Source organism: Streptomyces sp. NPDC047017 (assembly GCF_040644175.1).
Taxonomy (GTDB): domain Bacteria; phylum Actinomycetota; class Actinomycetes; order Streptomycetales; family Streptomycetaceae; genus Streptomyces.
Map to the genome: position 1 here is coordinate 108,807 of NZ_JBEYVW010000024.1, position 14,576 is coordinate 123,382.

Genomic DNA, 14,576 nt, shown 5'->3' on the forward strand with positions numbered 1-14,576 from the left:
ATGGGCAAGCCCGATACGCGCCGGCTGGACCGTGCGATCCGGGAGGCCACCCGCAAGCTGGACGCGGTGCGCGAGCGGGAGCTGTGGCCGCTGGACGGCCGCGAGCGCCGCGCGATCCTGGCCGCGATGGCCGGCGGCTCGGTCTCGGTGGTGCGGGGCCGCGGCACCGACCGTGCCGACCGCCGCCTTGAGTCGGCGTGGACCGGTGCGGAGACGCGGCTGATCGCGGAGATCACCGCGTTGCAGAGCGAGCGGCAGCGGGTCGTCACCGAGGCCGCCGCCGCGAAGTCCGCCAAGAAGTCCTCCGGCTGGTGGTGACCATGACCGCGCAGCAGACGCCGCCGGGTGAGTGCCCGCAGTGCTGGCAGCACGCCCACGACCGGAGCATCCACCGCAAGCTCAAGCCGCGCGAGGACTGCCCGCAGTGCGTGGACCACCTGCGCAACGGCTGCCCCTGCCTCGTCCCCGGCAAGCGGTCCCGCTGGTGGTGACCGCGCCCACCGCGGCCGTCCCCCCGACAGCACCCCCTCCTCTGCTCACTCTTCCGGAAGGCGTCGAGATGAAGCGCAGCACCTGGGCCGTTCATGTCCGCATGGAGAACCATGGCCAGTACGCCGAGTACCGCGACCGCATGGACGTCACCGCCACGACCGGCCGTCAGCCCACCGCGAGGGACGTCATCGACCACGTCAAGGGCATGATCATCAACCAGCACCCGGAGATGAAGTCCGGGCGTGTCGTCCGCGCCGACGCGCGGCAGATCTCCTGACCCTTCCCGCTCCCGGCACCCGGGGCGGCACTCGCCTCCCCCTGCCGAAGGAGAGGTGACCGCTGCCCCGGGTGCGCTCCCGAAGCCTTCCGCCCCACCATCCGGGGCAGTCAGGAGTCCACCGCCATGAGCGGCACCGTCATCTCTCTGCACAAGACCCCCGAGCCCGTTCCCGGCCCGGCGGGCACCGTCACGGCGCTCACCGTGGTCCCGGACCCGCCCCCCGCACTCCCGGTCCCGTTGTGGGTGCGTTCCGGGCGTGCGGTTCGCGCGGCCGTCACGCACGAGAACACCCGCAGCGCCGCCCGCCTGCTGGCCCGGCACTCCCTCTACGTCGCCGGCGGGGCGCGGATCGTGGCGAAGCGGACGTGGGACGGTCGCACGGCCGCCCGCTACGAACGCATGCTCCGCGCCGCCGAGGCCGCCGGGAACTACGAGGTCGCCGCCGAGTGGGAAGAGCGCGGGCAGCGCTACCGCGAAGCACGCCACCGCCGCCGCATGGACCTGCTGCGCTCCCCGGTCGATGCGGCCAAGGGCGCGGCCGTCGGCACCGGGATGGGCGTTGGCACGCTGGTCGCCCTCGGGGTGGTGCTGGCCATCGCCAACAAGGACGCCACCGACGTGGTCACCCCGCTCATGGCGGTCATCGAGTTCATCCGCCTGCTCATCGTGATCGTGCAGGTGGTGTGGGGGCCGCTGATCTCGCTCGGCCCGTTCCTAGCCCTGCTCGCCCTGTGGGCCGTGGGCAGCAAGCAACAGGCCGCCCCCGCCTGGGCACTGCCGGCCGCGGTCCGGTCGGGGGAGGGGGAGCCGATCACTCCGTCCGTCGTGGTCAAGGCCCTGCGCGACCTCGGTGTCCCGGCCCTGCGCAACGCCATCAAGGAGATGGGCGACGCCGGCGCGGCCATGCTCGGCCCGATCCGCATCGCCGGATGCGGCGTCGAGGTGGACGTGACCCTGCCCTCGGGGGTGTCCACGAACGAGGTGCAGGGCAAGCGCCGCAAGCTCGCGGAGAACCTGACCCGCCACGAGCACGAGGTGTTCATCACGATCCCCCAGGCCGCCCGCACGGTGCGGCTGTGGATCGCGGACTCCGGGGCGCTGGACGAGCCGATCGGGCCGTCCCCGCTGGTCACCGACGAGACGATGACCGCCGACTACGCCAAGGGCCGCGCCCCGTGGGGGCAGGACCTGCGGGGGGACGCGGCCCTGCTGAGCCTGTACCAGCGCCATCTCCTCATCACCGGTCTGTCGAACCAGGGCAAGACTGTCGCCCTGCGGTCCCTGGCCCTGTGGCTTGCGCTGGACAAGTCGGTGCAGTTCCTCATGGGTGACCTCAAGGGCGTGGGCGACTGGGCCATGTTCGACGGCTTGGCCCGGGTCCTGATCCAGGGGCCGACCGATGAGCATGTCATCCAGGTGACCGAGATGGTCGAGGGTGCGGTGGACGAGATGAACCGGCGTCTCATGGCGCCGCCCGGCACCGTCTTCCCTGCGCTGATCGTGCTGGTCGACGAGGCGCAGGTCGCGTTCATGTGCCCGCTCAAGGACGACGAGGGCCGCTACTACGGCGGCTCCAAGGCCACCTCCCGGTACTTCATGGCCGTCCGTAAGATCCACAACCAGGGTCGGGCCGTGAACGTCCTGATGTGGCAGGGCACGCAGGACCCCACCGACCAGAACCTTCCCAAGCTGGTCCGCGAGGGCGCCCACACCCGCGCTTCCCTCGCCCTGGGCACCGAGTCCCAAGCGCGTATGGCGCTGGGTGACAAGGCCGTAGACGGCGGCGCCGCGCCGAACCTGCTGCGGCCCGGCCTGGATCAGGGCACTCTCGTCGTCGCGTCATCCGGCATCGAGATCCCCAAGGGCCAGTCGTCCATCACGGTGCGCACGCACTACGTCGATGACGACGCGGCCAAGGCCATCATCGACCGCGCCAAGGCCCTGCGCGACGGCGTGACCACTCTCACCGTGATCGACTGCGGCGCGGAACGCGACCCGCTGGCCGACATTTCGTCCGTCCTCGGGGACGCCTCCCGGGTCCTGACCGCCGACGTGCTCAAGCGGCTGACGGCGCTGCACTCGGACGCCTACGGCGACTGGACGCCCGGCGACCTCAAGCGCGTGCTGGAGGACGCCGGCGCGGAGCCGTACAAGTCAGACGGCCGCATGGTCGTCGCCCGCGAACGCGTCACCCGCGCCCTCGCCAATCGCGCCAATCGCGACACCGCCGGTTCCGCTTCCACCGCCGAGTAGCAGGGAGGCGACCGGCGGCGGGTCAGGGAGTCAGGGAGAACTCCCTGCACGCCTCCCTGACCCGCCTCCCTGGCCCTGACCAGCCCAAATGATCCAACAGGGAGTCAGGGAGGCGCGCAGGCCGGCACCCCCGAAACCCCCTCCACAGCACCCCCGGCAGGGGGTGCTTCCGCCTCCCTGACCGAGCACCGGAAGGGATTCCGCATGCACCCCGAACACCGCCCCCACCCGCCCGTACTGCGGGCCGTCGACCTCCACCACCCCACTCCCCTTGCCCCCGCGGCCGTCGTCCCGGCGGCCCCGCTCGCGCCCTCGCAGCCGGACGCGGTACCGGCGGTGGCGAGCATCGTCCTGCCGGACGGCCGGGTCGTCACCGGCTACGCCGTCCACCCCGTCCAGCCCGAACCGGTCGCCGCGAAGCCGGCTGTCTCCCGCACGGCCGTGAACATCGCCCTCGCCGGCGTCGGGTTCGGTGCGGTGTGCGGCGGGCTGTTCCTGCTGACCGCGTTCATCACGGCCCTGACTGCCTTCATCACTCAGCTCATCATCCTCGCGGCCGTGATCTTCGGCGGCTGGATCGCCGTACAGGTCTTCACCGCCGGCGGCCACCGGGGCGGGACCACGGTCAACATCCGCAAGGCCGTCATCAAGCGCAACCACTTCCACGGCTGACCAGGAGATACGGCATGTTCGACGAGGACTCCGAGTACTGCGACGAGTGCTGCAACTACGGCTGCTCCGGCCACGAGACCTGCACCAAGTGTGACGGCGAGATCTGCCCCGAGTGCGACGGGTGTGACTGCCCGGACAGCCCCTGCCTCGGCTACTACAACCACTACTGACCCCCGAGGAGCCGTCCATGTGGTCCACCCTCATCGCCGTGATAGGCACCCTCGCCGGCGCCGCCCTGGCAATCCTCGCCCAACGCGCCACCGACCACGCCGCCCGCGCCGAACGGCACCGGCAGGAGATCACCGCATCCCTGGTCGCACTGCTCGAAGCGATACTCCGCTACCGCGAAAACTACTGGCTGACGGTCGCCCACCTGCGCGACAGTGACCAGGAGAGCACCGACCAGCGCGCCATCCGCTACCGGCTCCGCACCGAGATCACCGTGGCCCGTGATCGCCTCGCCCTCACCGCACGCGGCACCCGCCTCGTGGAACTGGGAGAGAAAGCCGCCTGGGCAGCGATCGAGCTGAACGACATCCCTCTCGGCCCGGTCACAGACCGGGCGTTCAGCCCCGACACCGAAGCAGCGCTGGCCGCCGGCCGCGAACACAGCCGCGACGCTCACACGGCGTTGCGCCGGGCAGGAAGCGACTACCTGTTGAGCCGGTAGCAAACCCGAGGGCGGCCCCGGTGCCGCGAGGGATTCGGGGCCGCCCTGTTCGTCTGTGAGGTCAGACGATGGGCCAACCGGCGAAGCCGTCCTCGGTCTGGTAGACCAGTTCGATGTTCAGTTCCGCAAGGAGTGCCTGAACATCAGGGGTGGGAGCGCTGGGCAGCAGCACCGCGATGCGCAGGTTTTCGTTGTTGGGGACGCGGCGCCGGTAGTCGGCAAGCTGGCCGATGGCCATGCGGACGTTGGCCCGGGTCGTGAGTCCTTTCGCCTCGTACAGCACGTGATCCGTTGCGTCGTACAGGTCCACCCGCAGCTTGCCGGGCTCGCCCTCGATGACGAGCTCCATGCCCTGCGGCTCGTGACCGGCCGCGGTCAGGTGCTCGATGAAAGCGGTCACCAGCTCAGCCTCCCGCAGCAAGACCTTGCGCTGACTGGCCTGAATCTCCGCGACCGTATCCATCGTGTGGTGCTGCTCAGTCTTCGTCACCTTCGCGCCGCTCTGCTTCGGCAGAACTACGGGCTCAGGAACCTGCACTCCCGGGTCGGTGATCTCGTATCCGGACTTGGTGGCGGGCTTCTGCCAGTCCGCTTCGGTCCAAGCCGGCGTCGTTCCCGGTGCCGGCCGGAACCGGAAGACCAGGACGTCCCGCATCACCTTGTCCTGACCGGGGCCGCGGTGCACCTCATACGGCTGGATCAGATCGACCACCATCTGACCGATGTAGCGCTGGAGCTTTGCTCCGCTGCCGGGCGCCTTGCCATGCTCGATGAACAGATGGATCTCCCGGTTCTTCTTTGCCGCGGTGAGCAGGGACCCGTTGCGGCCGGAGGGCTTCTGGTCTCCCGAGGTGCCGGCGCCGGTGTACATGTACAGCGGCCCGAAGTCGTCGTCCTCCGCGCGTCCGTCGAAGGTATATCCGTACTCCTCGCCCGCGGACGGGTCGGAGTACACGAAGACCTTGCCCGCCTCGTCGGCCGGCTCGATTCCCTGGTATTTGCCGCAGCCGAAAGCCGCCGCGATGTCCTCGCGCGTCGTCACCATGCCCGGCACAAGTTCAAGGGTCGTCAGCATGCGCTGACCCTAACCGCCACCACTGACAACCTGCCGCGCCGTTTCACGCAGGTGGCAGGCGAAAGGGCGGCCCCCATTCCACCAAGAACCCGGGGCCGCCCTCCACTCCACCCATCCAACCGAACAGTGGAGGTCTCCAGCATGACGCATGACCCCCGTTCCACGCTGCTGTTCGCAGCACTGGACGCCGCGGAACGCGGCTGGCACATCTTCCCGCTCCGTCCCGGCACCAAGCGCCCCGCCCTGCACGGGGCAGCCGCCTGCCCTTATACCGGTCCATGTGAGCACGGACACATGAAGTGGGAGCAACGCGCCACCATCGATCCCGGCCGCATCCGTGCCGCCTGGTCTCGGGCGCCGTTCAACGTCGGCATCGCCACTGGTCCCTCGCGGCTGCTGGTCGTGGATCTGGACGTGCCCAAGGACAAGGGCAGTTCGGACGCGCCTTGCGGCGCGGCGACCTTCGGGGCGCTCTGCGAGCGCGCCGGGCACGCCGTCCCCGACACCTACCGCACCCGGACCGCGAGCGGTGGAACTCACCTGTACTTCACCACTCCGGACGAGGTCCGGCTGACCAACACGGCGGGGACGGTCGGGGAGTTGGTGGACACCCGGGCGTGGGGCGGTTACGTCGTCGCCGCCGGCAGTGTCACCTCCGCCGGACCGTATGAGGCTCTGTGCGGCGCTGAGAGCGTTCCTCTGCCCGGATGGCTGCTGAGCGTCCTGCGGCCCGCCTCCAAGCCGTCCGGTGCCCCTTCGGTGGCCGTAGCGGGGCAATCCCGCTCATATGCCTACACGGCTTTGGCCAACGAGGCCCGGAACGTGGCCACGGCCGGTGTCGGTGGGCGGGAGTCGGCGTTGTTCCGGGCGGCGCGGGCTCTGGGTCGCTTCGTCGCGTGGGGCGACCTTCCCCGCGCGGTGGTGGAGCAGGCTCTTCAGGAGGCGGGGGAGGCGGCCGGCCTGTCCGCGGCCGAGTGCCGCTCCACCCTGCGCAGTGCCCTGAACTGGTCCATCGCTCACAACCGGGCAAGGCGGGATGCGGCATGAGCCCCCGTCCCCTCCCCTTCCTGAAGAGCATCACCACCGTCCCGGACGGCCCGCGCGCCGCCGCACCGGCCATGCCTCGTCCGGTCGTGGGCGTGCCGGAAGGCGTCGCCCGTCAGGGCGTCCCTACTGCTGTTCGCCCTGACCCGCGCCCGGGAGACGGCCGCTACCCCGTCGCCTGGCTGCGCATCAGCGCACCGTACGGCGCCACGCCCACCGCGACGTCGCGGTGCCTGTGCGGCTGGGACCGCAGCGCCATCGGCCACACCCGCGTGCTCGCCCTCATCGACGCCCACACCGCCCACCGCGGCACCTGCCCCCTCCGCACCCCCCAGGAAGGAAGGGCCGCCGCATGACGACTGCCATCGACGGGGCCGCGCTGCTGGACGAGGTGGAAGCCTTCCACCGCCGCTTCAACGTCTTCCCCACCGAAGCCGCCTACGTGGCCGTGGCGTTGTGGGACGCGCACGCGCACCTTCTGGACTGCTTCGACTCCACCCCGCGGCTGGCGTTCCTGTCCCCGGAGCCGGGGTCGGGCAAGTCACGGGCGCTGGAGATCGTGGAGACCCTGGTGCCGCAGCCCATGACGGCGGTCAACGCGTCCGCCGCGGCTCTGTTCCGGTCCGTGTCCAACCCCAACGGTCGGCCGACGATTCTGTTCGATGAGATCGATACGATCTTCGGCCCGAAGGCGGGGGACAACGAGGAACTGCGCGGGTTCCTGAACGCCGGCCACCGCCGGACCGGCGTCACCTACCGGTGCATCGGGGACGGCGGCAACCAGACCGTGCAGGCGTTCCCCTCGTACTGCGCGGTCGCGGTCGCCGGACTCGGCTCCCTCCCGGACACGATCATGACCCGCTCCGTCGTCATCCGGATGCGCCGCCGGGCACGCAACGAGCGGGTGGAAGCCTTCCGTGCCCGCGTTCACGAGACCGAGGGGCACAAGCTGCGTGACCGGCTTGCCCAGTGGGCCGAGCACGCCCGAGGGTTCGTGATGGGTTCCTGGCCCGAGATGCCCGAGGGGGTTTCGGACCGGCCGGCGGACGTGTGGGAACCCCTGCTCGCCATCGCGGACGCGGTCGGCGGCCACTGGTCGGACCGGGCACGCGCCGCGTGCGTGACGCTGGTGACCGCGTCCAAGGCCAACGACAAGGGCAGTCTCGGGGTCCGGCTGCTGTGCGACCTGCGCGACCACGTCATGGTCGGCATCGACCGGCTTCCCACCGTGGCCATCCTGGACCGGCTCAACGCCCTGGACGACGCCCCGTGGGCCGACCTGCACGGCAAGCCGCTCGACAACCGGCGCCTGTCCCGGATGCTCGCCGAGTACATGACGGCCGACAACGAGCCCATCGCCTCCCGCAACATCAAGACCGCAGGCAGCGTCTTGAAGGGCTACTACGCCGCCGATCTGCACGACGCGTGGGCGCGCTACTGCCCCCCTCCCCCGGAAAGTCCGCTACTTCCGCTACCCGGGACCGAAAACGCGGTCTGAGCAGCAACGATGAGGTAGCGGGAAGCAGCCTTGCGACCCGCTACCCCGCCGCTACCCATCCGCTACCGCTACCCCTTCCCGCTACCCCGAACAGGCCCCTGACCTGCGCGGTAGCGGCGGTAGCGGAAGTAGCGGCCCTCAGAGGGACCCCCGAAGGACAGTCCTAGAGGAGACCTTTCCATGAGCATCGCCACCGTGGGCATCGCACCGCTCGCTGGGACCGGCGACCCGGCCCCCGTTCTCCTGACCGTCGAAGAGGCCGCCCGCTGCCTCCGCATCGGCCGCACCACCTGCTTCGCCCTCATCCGCACGGGTGAACTGGAATCCCTGACCATCGGCGGACTCCGACGCGTCCCCGCCGACGCCCCCGCCGCCTACCTCACCCGACGCCGGACAGAGCAGCGCGCCGCCTGAGCACCCCACACGGGGCGCCACCTAGCAGGGAGGCGCCCCGGTCGTTCGCACCTGTCTCAACCTGAAGGAGTCCGCCTGTGGCGGAGGAGAAGAAGCGCACCCGGCAGCCCAACGGCCGTTCGTCCATCTACCTGGGCAAGGACGGGAAATGGCACGGTCGCGTGACGGTCGGCGTGTGCGACGACGGCAAGCCCGACCGGCGACACATCGAACGCAAGACTCGCGGGGAAGTGGCAGACGCGGTCCGGGAACTGGAAAAGCAGCGCGACGCCAAGACCGTGCGCAAGCCCGGCAAGCCCTGGACCGTCAAGGCGTGGCTGACGCACTGGATTGAGAACGTGGCGCCCCTCGCAGTGAACGACAACACGATGGTCGGATACGGCGTCGCGGTGCGGAAGCACCTCATTCCGGGATTGGGTGACCACCGGCTCGACAGGCTCAAGCCCGAGCACATCGAGACCTTCTACGCGAAGATGCAGATCAACGGCAGCAAGCCCGCGACCGCCCATCAGGTGCACCGCACCTTCCGTACCGCCCTCAACGAGGCGGTACGGCGCGGCCATCTCGGCAAGAACCCCGTTCTGTTGGCCAAGGCGCCGAAGACAGGCGACTACGAGGTGGAGCCCTACAGCATCCAAGAGGTACAGCGGTTGCTGAAGGCCGCCGACCAGCACCGCAACTCCGCCCGGTGGGCCGTGGCGCTCGCCCTCGGGCTGCGTCAAGGGGAAGTGCTGGCACTGAAGTGGGAGGACGTGGACCTTGACGGGGGATACCTCGTGGTCCGCCGCAGTCGTCACCGGCCGCAGTACGCCCACGGCTGCGCGGAGCCCTGCGGACGCAAGGCCGCCGGGTACTGTCCGCAGAAGCGGCGCACCAACCCGGAGGTCTCCACCACCAAGTCGCGCGCCGGCCGACGCGCGGTCGGGCTGCCGCAGCAACTCGTTGATCTGCTGAGGGCGCACCACAAGGCGCTAGAGGCCGAGCGGGCGGGAGCCGGGAAGCGCTGGGTGGACAACGGCCTCGTGTTCCCGGACGAACACGGCCGCAGCCCGTCCCACCGTCAGGACTGGGCCGAATGGAAGTCTCTCCTGGCCGAGGCGAACGTCCGTGACGGCCGTTTGCATGACGCGCGCCACACGGCCGCCACGGTGCTGCTCATCCTCGGAGTTCCCGAGCGGGCCGTCATGGGGCTGATGGGATGGTCGACAACTGCCATGGCGGCGCGCTATCAGCACATGGTCGACGCGGTGCGGGCCGACGTGGCGCGACAGGTCGACGGCCTGATCTGGAAGGCCGGGACGGAACGCTCGAATGACGGCGCGGCCGGCGCGCCCGTGCCGGCCAACTGAGACGGGAACTGAGACGAACGGCCAAAAGGGCGGCACCCCGGTTGGGGTGCCGCCCTTTCCTTTTGCCTGGTCAAGGCGCAAGAGGCCGTGGCGGGAATTGAACCCGCGTAACTCGCTTTGCAGGCGAGTCCCTGAGCCACTCGGGCACACGGCCGTGCCGGAAGCCGCTCGCGCGGTCCGAACCGGGTGCACCGACAGTAGGCCGGGGCCGGGCGGCGGCTCAAGGGAAGGGCCGGGGACGCAACGCGACCGCCATACGCCGTTCATGAAAGGGGGTCGGCAGGCAGGGGGGATCTACGACCAAGGTCTGGGCCAGGAGGCGACTTCCGACAGGGGTCAAAGGCGTCTGCGGCCCTTACTCTCACGACCATGACCGCCCTCGAACCCCGCGACACCGACGTCGCCGCCGCCCCCGACCGCGCCAGGCCGCCCGGCCCGCAGGACGCGCCGACTGCGCCGGCTGCGCCGAGTGTGCAGCCCGCGCCGGCCGGCTCGGCGTACGACCGCGCGCCTGGGGCCCCCGGCGCGCACGACCCCGCGCTCGACCTCGCGCTCGATCCCGCGCTCGACCTCGCGCTCGATCCCGCGCTCGACCTCGCGCTCGATCCCGCGCTCGACCTCGCGCTCGATCCCGCGCACGGCTCCGTGCTGGGCCGTGCCCACCGGGCGCTGAGCATCGGGATCGTCTCCGTCGTGCTGCTGATCGCCTTCGAGGCGACCGCCGTCGGCACGGCGATGCCGGTCGCCGCGCGGGAGTTGCACGGGGTGCCGCTGTACGCGTTCGCGTTCTCCGGGTACTTCACGACGAGCCTGTTCGGGATGGTGCTCGCCGGGCAGTGGGCGGACCGGCGCGGGCCGCTGGGCGCGCTCACCGCCGGGATCGGCGCCTTCGCGGCCGGACTGCTGCTGGCCGGGACGGCGGCCACGATGTGGGTGTTCATCCTGGGCCGGGCCGTGCAGGGGCTCGGCGGCGGGCTGGTGATCGTCGCCCTGTACGTGGTCGTGGGGCGGGCGTACCCGGAGCGGCTGCGTCCGGCGATCATGGCGGCGTTCGCGGCGGCCTGGGTGGTCCCCTCCGTCGTCGGCCCGCTCGCCTCGGGCGCGGTGACCGAACACCTGGGCTGGCGCTGGGTGTTCATCGGCATCCCGGTGCTGGTCGTGCTCCCGCTGGCGATGGCGCTGCCGCAGATACGGCGGCGCGCGGCCGGGCCGGTGGGGGAGGCGGCGGGGGAGCCGTTCGACGCGCGGCGCATCCGGCTCGCCCTCGGCATCTCGCTGGGCGCGGGACTCCTCCAGTACGCGGCGCAGGACCTGCGCTGGATCTCCCTGCTGCCCGGCGCGGCGGGGGCCGCGCTGCTGGTCCCCGCCGTGCGCGGGCTGCTGCCGCGCGGCACCTACCGGGCGGCGCGCGGGCTGCCGTCGGTGGTGCTGCTGCGCGGGGTCGCGGCCGGGTCCTTCATCGCCGCCGAGTCCTTCGTGCCGCTGATGCTCGTCACCCAGCGCGGGCTGTCCCCGACGCCGGCCGGCTTCTCGCTCGCGGCCGGCGGGGCCACCTGGGCGCTGGGCTCCTGGGTGCAGTCGCGGCCGGCCGCTGCGCCGTACCGGGAGCGGCTGATGACGGCCGGGATGGTGCTGGTGGCGGCGGCCATCGCCACCGCGCCCAGTGTGCTGGTCCACTCCGTGCCGGTCTGGACGGTCGCCGTCGCCTGGGGCTTCGGCTGCTTCGGCATGGGCCTGGTGATCGCCTCCACCAGCGTGCTGCTGCTCCAGCTCTCCCCGCCCGCGGAGGCCGGCGCCAACTCGGCGGCCCTCCAGATGTCCGACGCCCTGTCCAACGTCGTCCTGCTGGCGACCGGCGGCGCGGCGTTCGCGGCCCTGGGCGGCGGCACGGCCGCCCCCACGACGACCACCGTGTCCCCGGCCCACCCGGCCGCCTTCGCGGCGGTGTTCCTGCCGATGGCGGGGGTGGCGCTGGCGGGGGCGTGGGTGGCGCGGCGGGTGCGCGCGGAATCACGGTGACGCCGCGTGGTACCACCTAGTACCGTCGAAGCATGGCTGGACTGAACCTCCGCTTCACGGACGAGGAACTCGAGGCGCTGCGCGAGCGGGCGGCCGCCGAGGGCCGGAGCATGCAGGCGTTCGCCCACGACGCGGTGATCGCCGCAATGAACGAACGCTCGCGGCTGTTCAACGAGGCGGCCGATCATGTGCTCAAGGCCAGCGCCGAGCTGAACCGGAGGCTGGCCTGATGTACTACCTCACACTTCCCGAGCTGCTGAATCTCGCCAAGCGGCTCGGGGCGGCCGAGGTGCGCGACTACGGTCTTCTGGACTCGGCGCTGGCGCGTCCGCAGTCCAGCGTGTTCGGGCAGGACGCCTATCCGGACGTCTGGCAGAAGGCTGCCGCACTGATGGAGTCCCTGGCCCGCAATCACGGACTCGTGGACGGGAACAAGCGCATCGCCTGGTACGCGATCTGGGTCTTCCTGCACATCAACGGAAGTCGGCTGGACGCGGATTTCGACGTGGACGAGGCCGAGCGCTTCGTGCTGGACGTCTGTCAGGGCGTTCTCGACGTGCCCAAGATCGCCGAGCAGTTGCCGAAGTTCACCCGGTGATCTGTGACCCGTGTCGCACCCGGGCCCGGTGGGGTGTCGTGGGCGCGGGGGAGCGGTGGGGCCACCGGTAGGGTGGCCCGGTTGTCATACGTAGCCGAGCCCTCAGTACAGCGAACCGGAGACCGTGACTACCACCGCCCCCTCCTCCCACCACCTCTCGCCCGCCTTCCCCGGACGCGCCCCCTGGGGCACCGCCGGCAAGCTGCGTGCCTGGCAGCAGGGCGCGATGGAGAAGTACCTCCAGGAGCAGCCGCGCGACTTCCTCGCGGTCGCCACCCCGGGCGCCGGAAAGACCACCTTCGCGCTGACCCTGGCCTCCTGGCTGCTGCACCACCACGTCGTCCAGCAGGTGACCGTGGTCGCGCCGACCGAGCACCTGAAGAAGCAGTGGGCCGAGGCCGCCGCGCGCATAGGCATCAAGCTGGACCCGGAGTACAGCGCGGGCCCGCTGAGCCGGGAGTACCACGGGGTCGCCGTGACGTACGCGGGCGTCGGCGTGCGCCCCATGCTGCACCGCAACCGCGTCGAGCAGCGCAAGACGCTGGTGATCCTCGACGAGATCCACCACGCCGGTGACTCCAGGTCGTGGGGCGAGGCGTGCCTGGAGGCGTTCGAGCCCGCCACCCGCCGGCTCGCCCTGACCGGCACGCCGTTCCGGTCCGACACCAACCCCATCCCGTTCGTGACGTACGAGGAGGGGCAGGACGGCATCCGGCGCTCGTCCGCCGACTACACCTACGGTTACGGCTCCGCCCTCGGCGACGGCGTCGTCCGGCCGGTCATCTTCCTCTCCTACAGCGGCAACATGCGCTGGCGCACCAAGGCCGGCGACGAGATCGAGGCCCGGCTCGGCGAGCCGATGACCAAGGACGCCGTCAGCCAGGCGTGGCGCACCGCGCTCGACCCGCGCGGCGAGTGGATGCCGTCCGTGCTGCGCGCCGCCGATCAGCGGCTCACCGAGGTCCGCAAGGCCATCCCGGACGCCGGCGCGCTGGTCATCGCCGCCGACCAGGACTCCGCGCGCGCCTACGCCAAGCTGATCCGCGAGATCACCGGGCGGGGCCCGACCGTCGTGCTGTCCGACGACGTCGGCGCCTCCAGGAGGATCGACGAGTTCAGCGACGGCGACGACCGCTGGATGGTCGCGGTCCGCATGGTCTCCGAGGGCGTCGACGTGCCCCGGCTCGCGGTCGGGGTGTACGCCACGACCATTTCCACGCCGCTGTTCTTCGCGCAGGCCGTCGGCCGTTTCGTACGGTCCAGGCGGCGCGGCGAGACCGCCTCGGTCTTCCTGCCGACCATCCCCGACCTGCTCACCTTCGCCAACGAGATGGAGGTCGAGCGCGACCACGCCCTCGACAAGCCGAAGAAGGAGGGCGAGGAGGACCCCTACGCCGAGTCCGAGAAGGAGATGGAGGAGGCGAACAAGGAGCAGGACGAGGACACCGGCGAGCAGGACACGCTGCCCTTCGAGGCGCTGGAGTCCGACGCCGTCTTCGACCGGGTCCTCTACGACGGCGCCGAGTTCGGCATGCAGGCCCACCCCGGCAGCGAGGAGGAGCAGGACTACCTCGGCATCCCGGGCCTGCTGGAGCCCGATCAGGTGCAGATGCTGCTGCAGAAGCGGCAGGCCCGGCAGATCGCGCACAGCCGCAGGAAGCCGGACGACGAGGCCGACCTGCTCGAACTGCCCGCCGAACGGCGCCCGGTGGTCACCCACAAGGAGCTGATGGAGCTGCGCAAGCAGCTCAACACCATGGTCGGCGCCTACGTCCACCAGAGCGGCAAGCCGCACGGGGTGATCCACACCGAGCTGCGCCGGGTGTGCGGCGGCCCGCCGAGCGCCGAGGCGACGGCGGGGCAGCTGCGCCAGCGCATCGACAAGGTGCGGGAGTGGGCGACCCGGATGCGCTGAACTCCGGTGACAGGAGGGTCCCGAACCTGGTGTCGGGTGGGTCCCGGACCCGGTGTCGGGCGGGTCCCGGACCCGGTGTCGGGTGGGTCCCGAACTCCGGTGACGGGTGGGGCCCGAGTGACCTGTGGGAAGCCTGTGACGCGGGGTGTGCCGCAGCTGCGGTACGGCTACGGTACGGATGCGGTACGTATCTGGACGAACGCGCACAGTTCGCGAACGGTTCCCGATCGACGCTGCCCGGATTCTGGACGAACACTTCCGCTCAGCGAACCGGCTTCGCTACTGTCCCGCTACGCA

The 14,576-nt window shown here is 71.0% G+C and carries 17 protein-coding genes and 1 tRNA gene; 16 read left to right on the forward strand and 2 right to left on the reverse strand.

The features are described from left to right. From ABZ858_RS32155 to ABZ858_RS32185, 7 genes are all read left to right on the forward strand, one after another. The gene (locus tag ABZ858_RS32155; protein ID WP_361386656.1) at positions 1 to 318 is read left to right on the forward strand and encodes a hypothetical protein; all 318 of its coding nucleotides are present in this window, start codon (positions 1 to 3) and stop codon (positions 316 to 318) included. 2 nt (positions 319 to 320) lie between these two features. Continuing rightward, entirely contained in the window at positions 321 to 491 is a 171-nt protein-coding gene (locus tag ABZ858_RS32160; protein WP_361386659.1) for a pRL2-8, read from the forward strand. A gap of 68 nt (positions 492 to 559) precedes the next feature. After that, complete coding sequence (locus tag ABZ858_RS32165) at positions 560 to 769, forward strand: hypothetical protein (protein ID WP_361386661.1); 210 nt, start codon at positions 560 to 562, stop codon at positions 767 to 769. Positions 770 to 895: 126 nt separating this feature from the next. Then, positions 896 to 3,025, forward strand: coding sequence for an FtsK/SpoIIIE domain-containing protein (locus tag ABZ858_RS32170; RefSeq protein ID WP_361386664.1), 2,130 nt, complete (start codon positions 896 to 898; stop codon positions 3,023 to 3,025). A 204-nt stretch (positions 3,026 to 3,229) separates the two neighbouring features. Next, on the forward strand, positions 3,230 to 3,697 hold the full coding sequence (locus ABZ858_RS32175) for a hypothetical protein (protein ID WP_361386667.1): 468 nt from the start codon (positions 3,230 to 3,232) through the stop codon (positions 3,695 to 3,697). 14 nt (positions 3,698 to 3,711) lie between these two features. Then, positions 3,712 to 3,867 (forward strand): hypothetical protein, encoded by a 156-nt coding sequence (locus ABZ858_RS32180; protein WP_361386670.1) that lies wholly within the window; start codon positions 3,712 to 3,714, stop codon positions 3,865 to 3,867. A gap of 17 nt (positions 3,868 to 3,884) precedes the next feature. Next, positions 3,885 to 4,367 carry a hypothetical protein gene (locus ABZ858_RS32185; RefSeq protein WP_361386673.1) on the forward strand — a complete coding sequence of 161 codons (483 nt, stop codon included), beginning with the start codon at positions 3,885 to 3,887 and terminating at the stop codon, positions 4,365 to 4,367. Positions 4,368 to 4,428: 61 nt separating this feature from the next. On the opposite strand, the gene ABZ858_RS32190 is transcribed toward ABZ858_RS32185, so the two are convergent. After that, positions 4,429 to 5,442: a hypothetical protein gene (locus ABZ858_RS32190; protein ID WP_361386676.1), complete on the reverse strand. Its 1,014-nt coding sequence runs from the start codon at positions 5,440 to 5,442 to the stop codon at positions 4,429 to 4,431. Between the two features lie 141 nt (positions 5,443 to 5,583). Here ABZ858_RS32190 and ABZ858_RS32195 point away from each other — a divergent pair, with 141 nt between their 5' ends. The 5 genes from ABZ858_RS32195 (at position 5,584) to ABZ858_RS32215 (ending at position 9,747) form a co-directional block, all read left to right on the forward strand. Continuing rightward, positions 5,584 to 6,489: a bifunctional DNA primase/polymerase gene (locus ABZ858_RS32195; protein WP_361386679.1), complete on the forward strand. Its 906-nt coding sequence runs from the start codon at positions 5,584 to 5,586 to the stop codon at positions 6,487 to 6,489. After that, positions 6,486 to 6,842 (forward strand): hypothetical protein, encoded by a 357-nt coding sequence (locus ABZ858_RS32200; RefSeq protein ID WP_361386682.1) that lies wholly within the window; start codon positions 6,486 to 6,488, stop codon positions 6,840 to 6,842. The genes ABZ858_RS32195 and ABZ858_RS32200 overlap by 4 nt, the downstream gene beginning before the upstream one ends. Further along, positions 6,839 to 7,984 carry a DUF3631 domain-containing protein gene (locus ABZ858_RS32205; RefSeq protein WP_361386685.1) on the forward strand — a complete coding sequence of 382 codons (1,146 nt, stop codon included), beginning with the start codon at positions 6,839 to 6,841 and terminating at the stop codon, positions 7,982 to 7,984. The genes ABZ858_RS32200 and ABZ858_RS32205 overlap by 4 nt, the downstream gene beginning before the upstream one ends. A 180-nt stretch (positions 7,985 to 8,164) precedes the next feature. Beyond that, on the forward strand, positions 8,165 to 8,398 hold the full coding sequence (locus tag ABZ858_RS32210) for a helix-turn-helix domain-containing protein (RefSeq protein WP_361386688.1): 234 nt from the start codon (positions 8,165 to 8,167) through the stop codon (positions 8,396 to 8,398). Positions 8,399 to 8,475: 77 nt separating this feature from the next. Beyond that, positions 8,476 to 9,747, forward strand: a complete 1,272-nt coding sequence (locus ABZ858_RS32215; protein WP_361386691.1) for a site-specific integrase — start codon at positions 8,476 to 8,478, stop codon at positions 9,745 to 9,747. 82 nt (positions 9,748 to 9,829) lie between these two features. Here ABZ858_RS32215 and ABZ858_RS32220 read toward each other — a convergent pair. Then, positions 9,830 to 9,901 (reverse strand) — tRNA-Cys (locus ABZ858_RS32220). Between the two features lie 215 nt (positions 9,902 to 10,116). On the opposite strand from ABZ858_RS32220, the gene ABZ858_RS32225 reads away from it, so the two are divergent. From ABZ858_RS32225 to ABZ858_RS32240, 4 genes are all read left to right on the forward strand, one after another. Then, a complete protein-coding gene (locus tag ABZ858_RS32225) occupies positions 10,117 to 11,766 on the forward strand; it encodes an MFS transporter (protein ID WP_361386694.1) in 1,650 nt (549 codons plus the stop codon). Positions 11,767 to 11,798: 32 nt separating this feature from the next. Continuing rightward, positions 11,799 to 11,996, forward strand: a complete 198-nt coding sequence (locus ABZ858_RS32230) for a hypothetical protein (RefSeq protein WP_361386697.1) — start codon at positions 11,799 to 11,801, stop codon at positions 11,994 to 11,996. Further along, positions 11,996 to 12,364 carry a Fic family protein gene (locus tag ABZ858_RS32235; RefSeq protein ID WP_361386700.1) on the forward strand — a complete coding sequence of 123 codons (369 nt, stop codon included), beginning with the start codon at positions 11,996 to 11,998 and terminating at the stop codon, positions 12,362 to 12,364. Before ABZ858_RS32230 ends, ABZ858_RS32235 begins: the two co-directional genes overlap by 1 nt. Before the next feature lie 124 nt (positions 12,365 to 12,488). Then, on the forward strand, positions 12,489 to 14,279 hold the full coding sequence (locus tag ABZ858_RS32240; protein ID WP_361386703.1) for a DEAD/DEAH box helicase: 1,791 nt from the start codon (positions 12,489 to 12,491) through the stop codon (positions 14,277 to 14,279). The last annotated feature ends 297 nt before the right edge of the window (positions 14,280 to 14,576 follow it).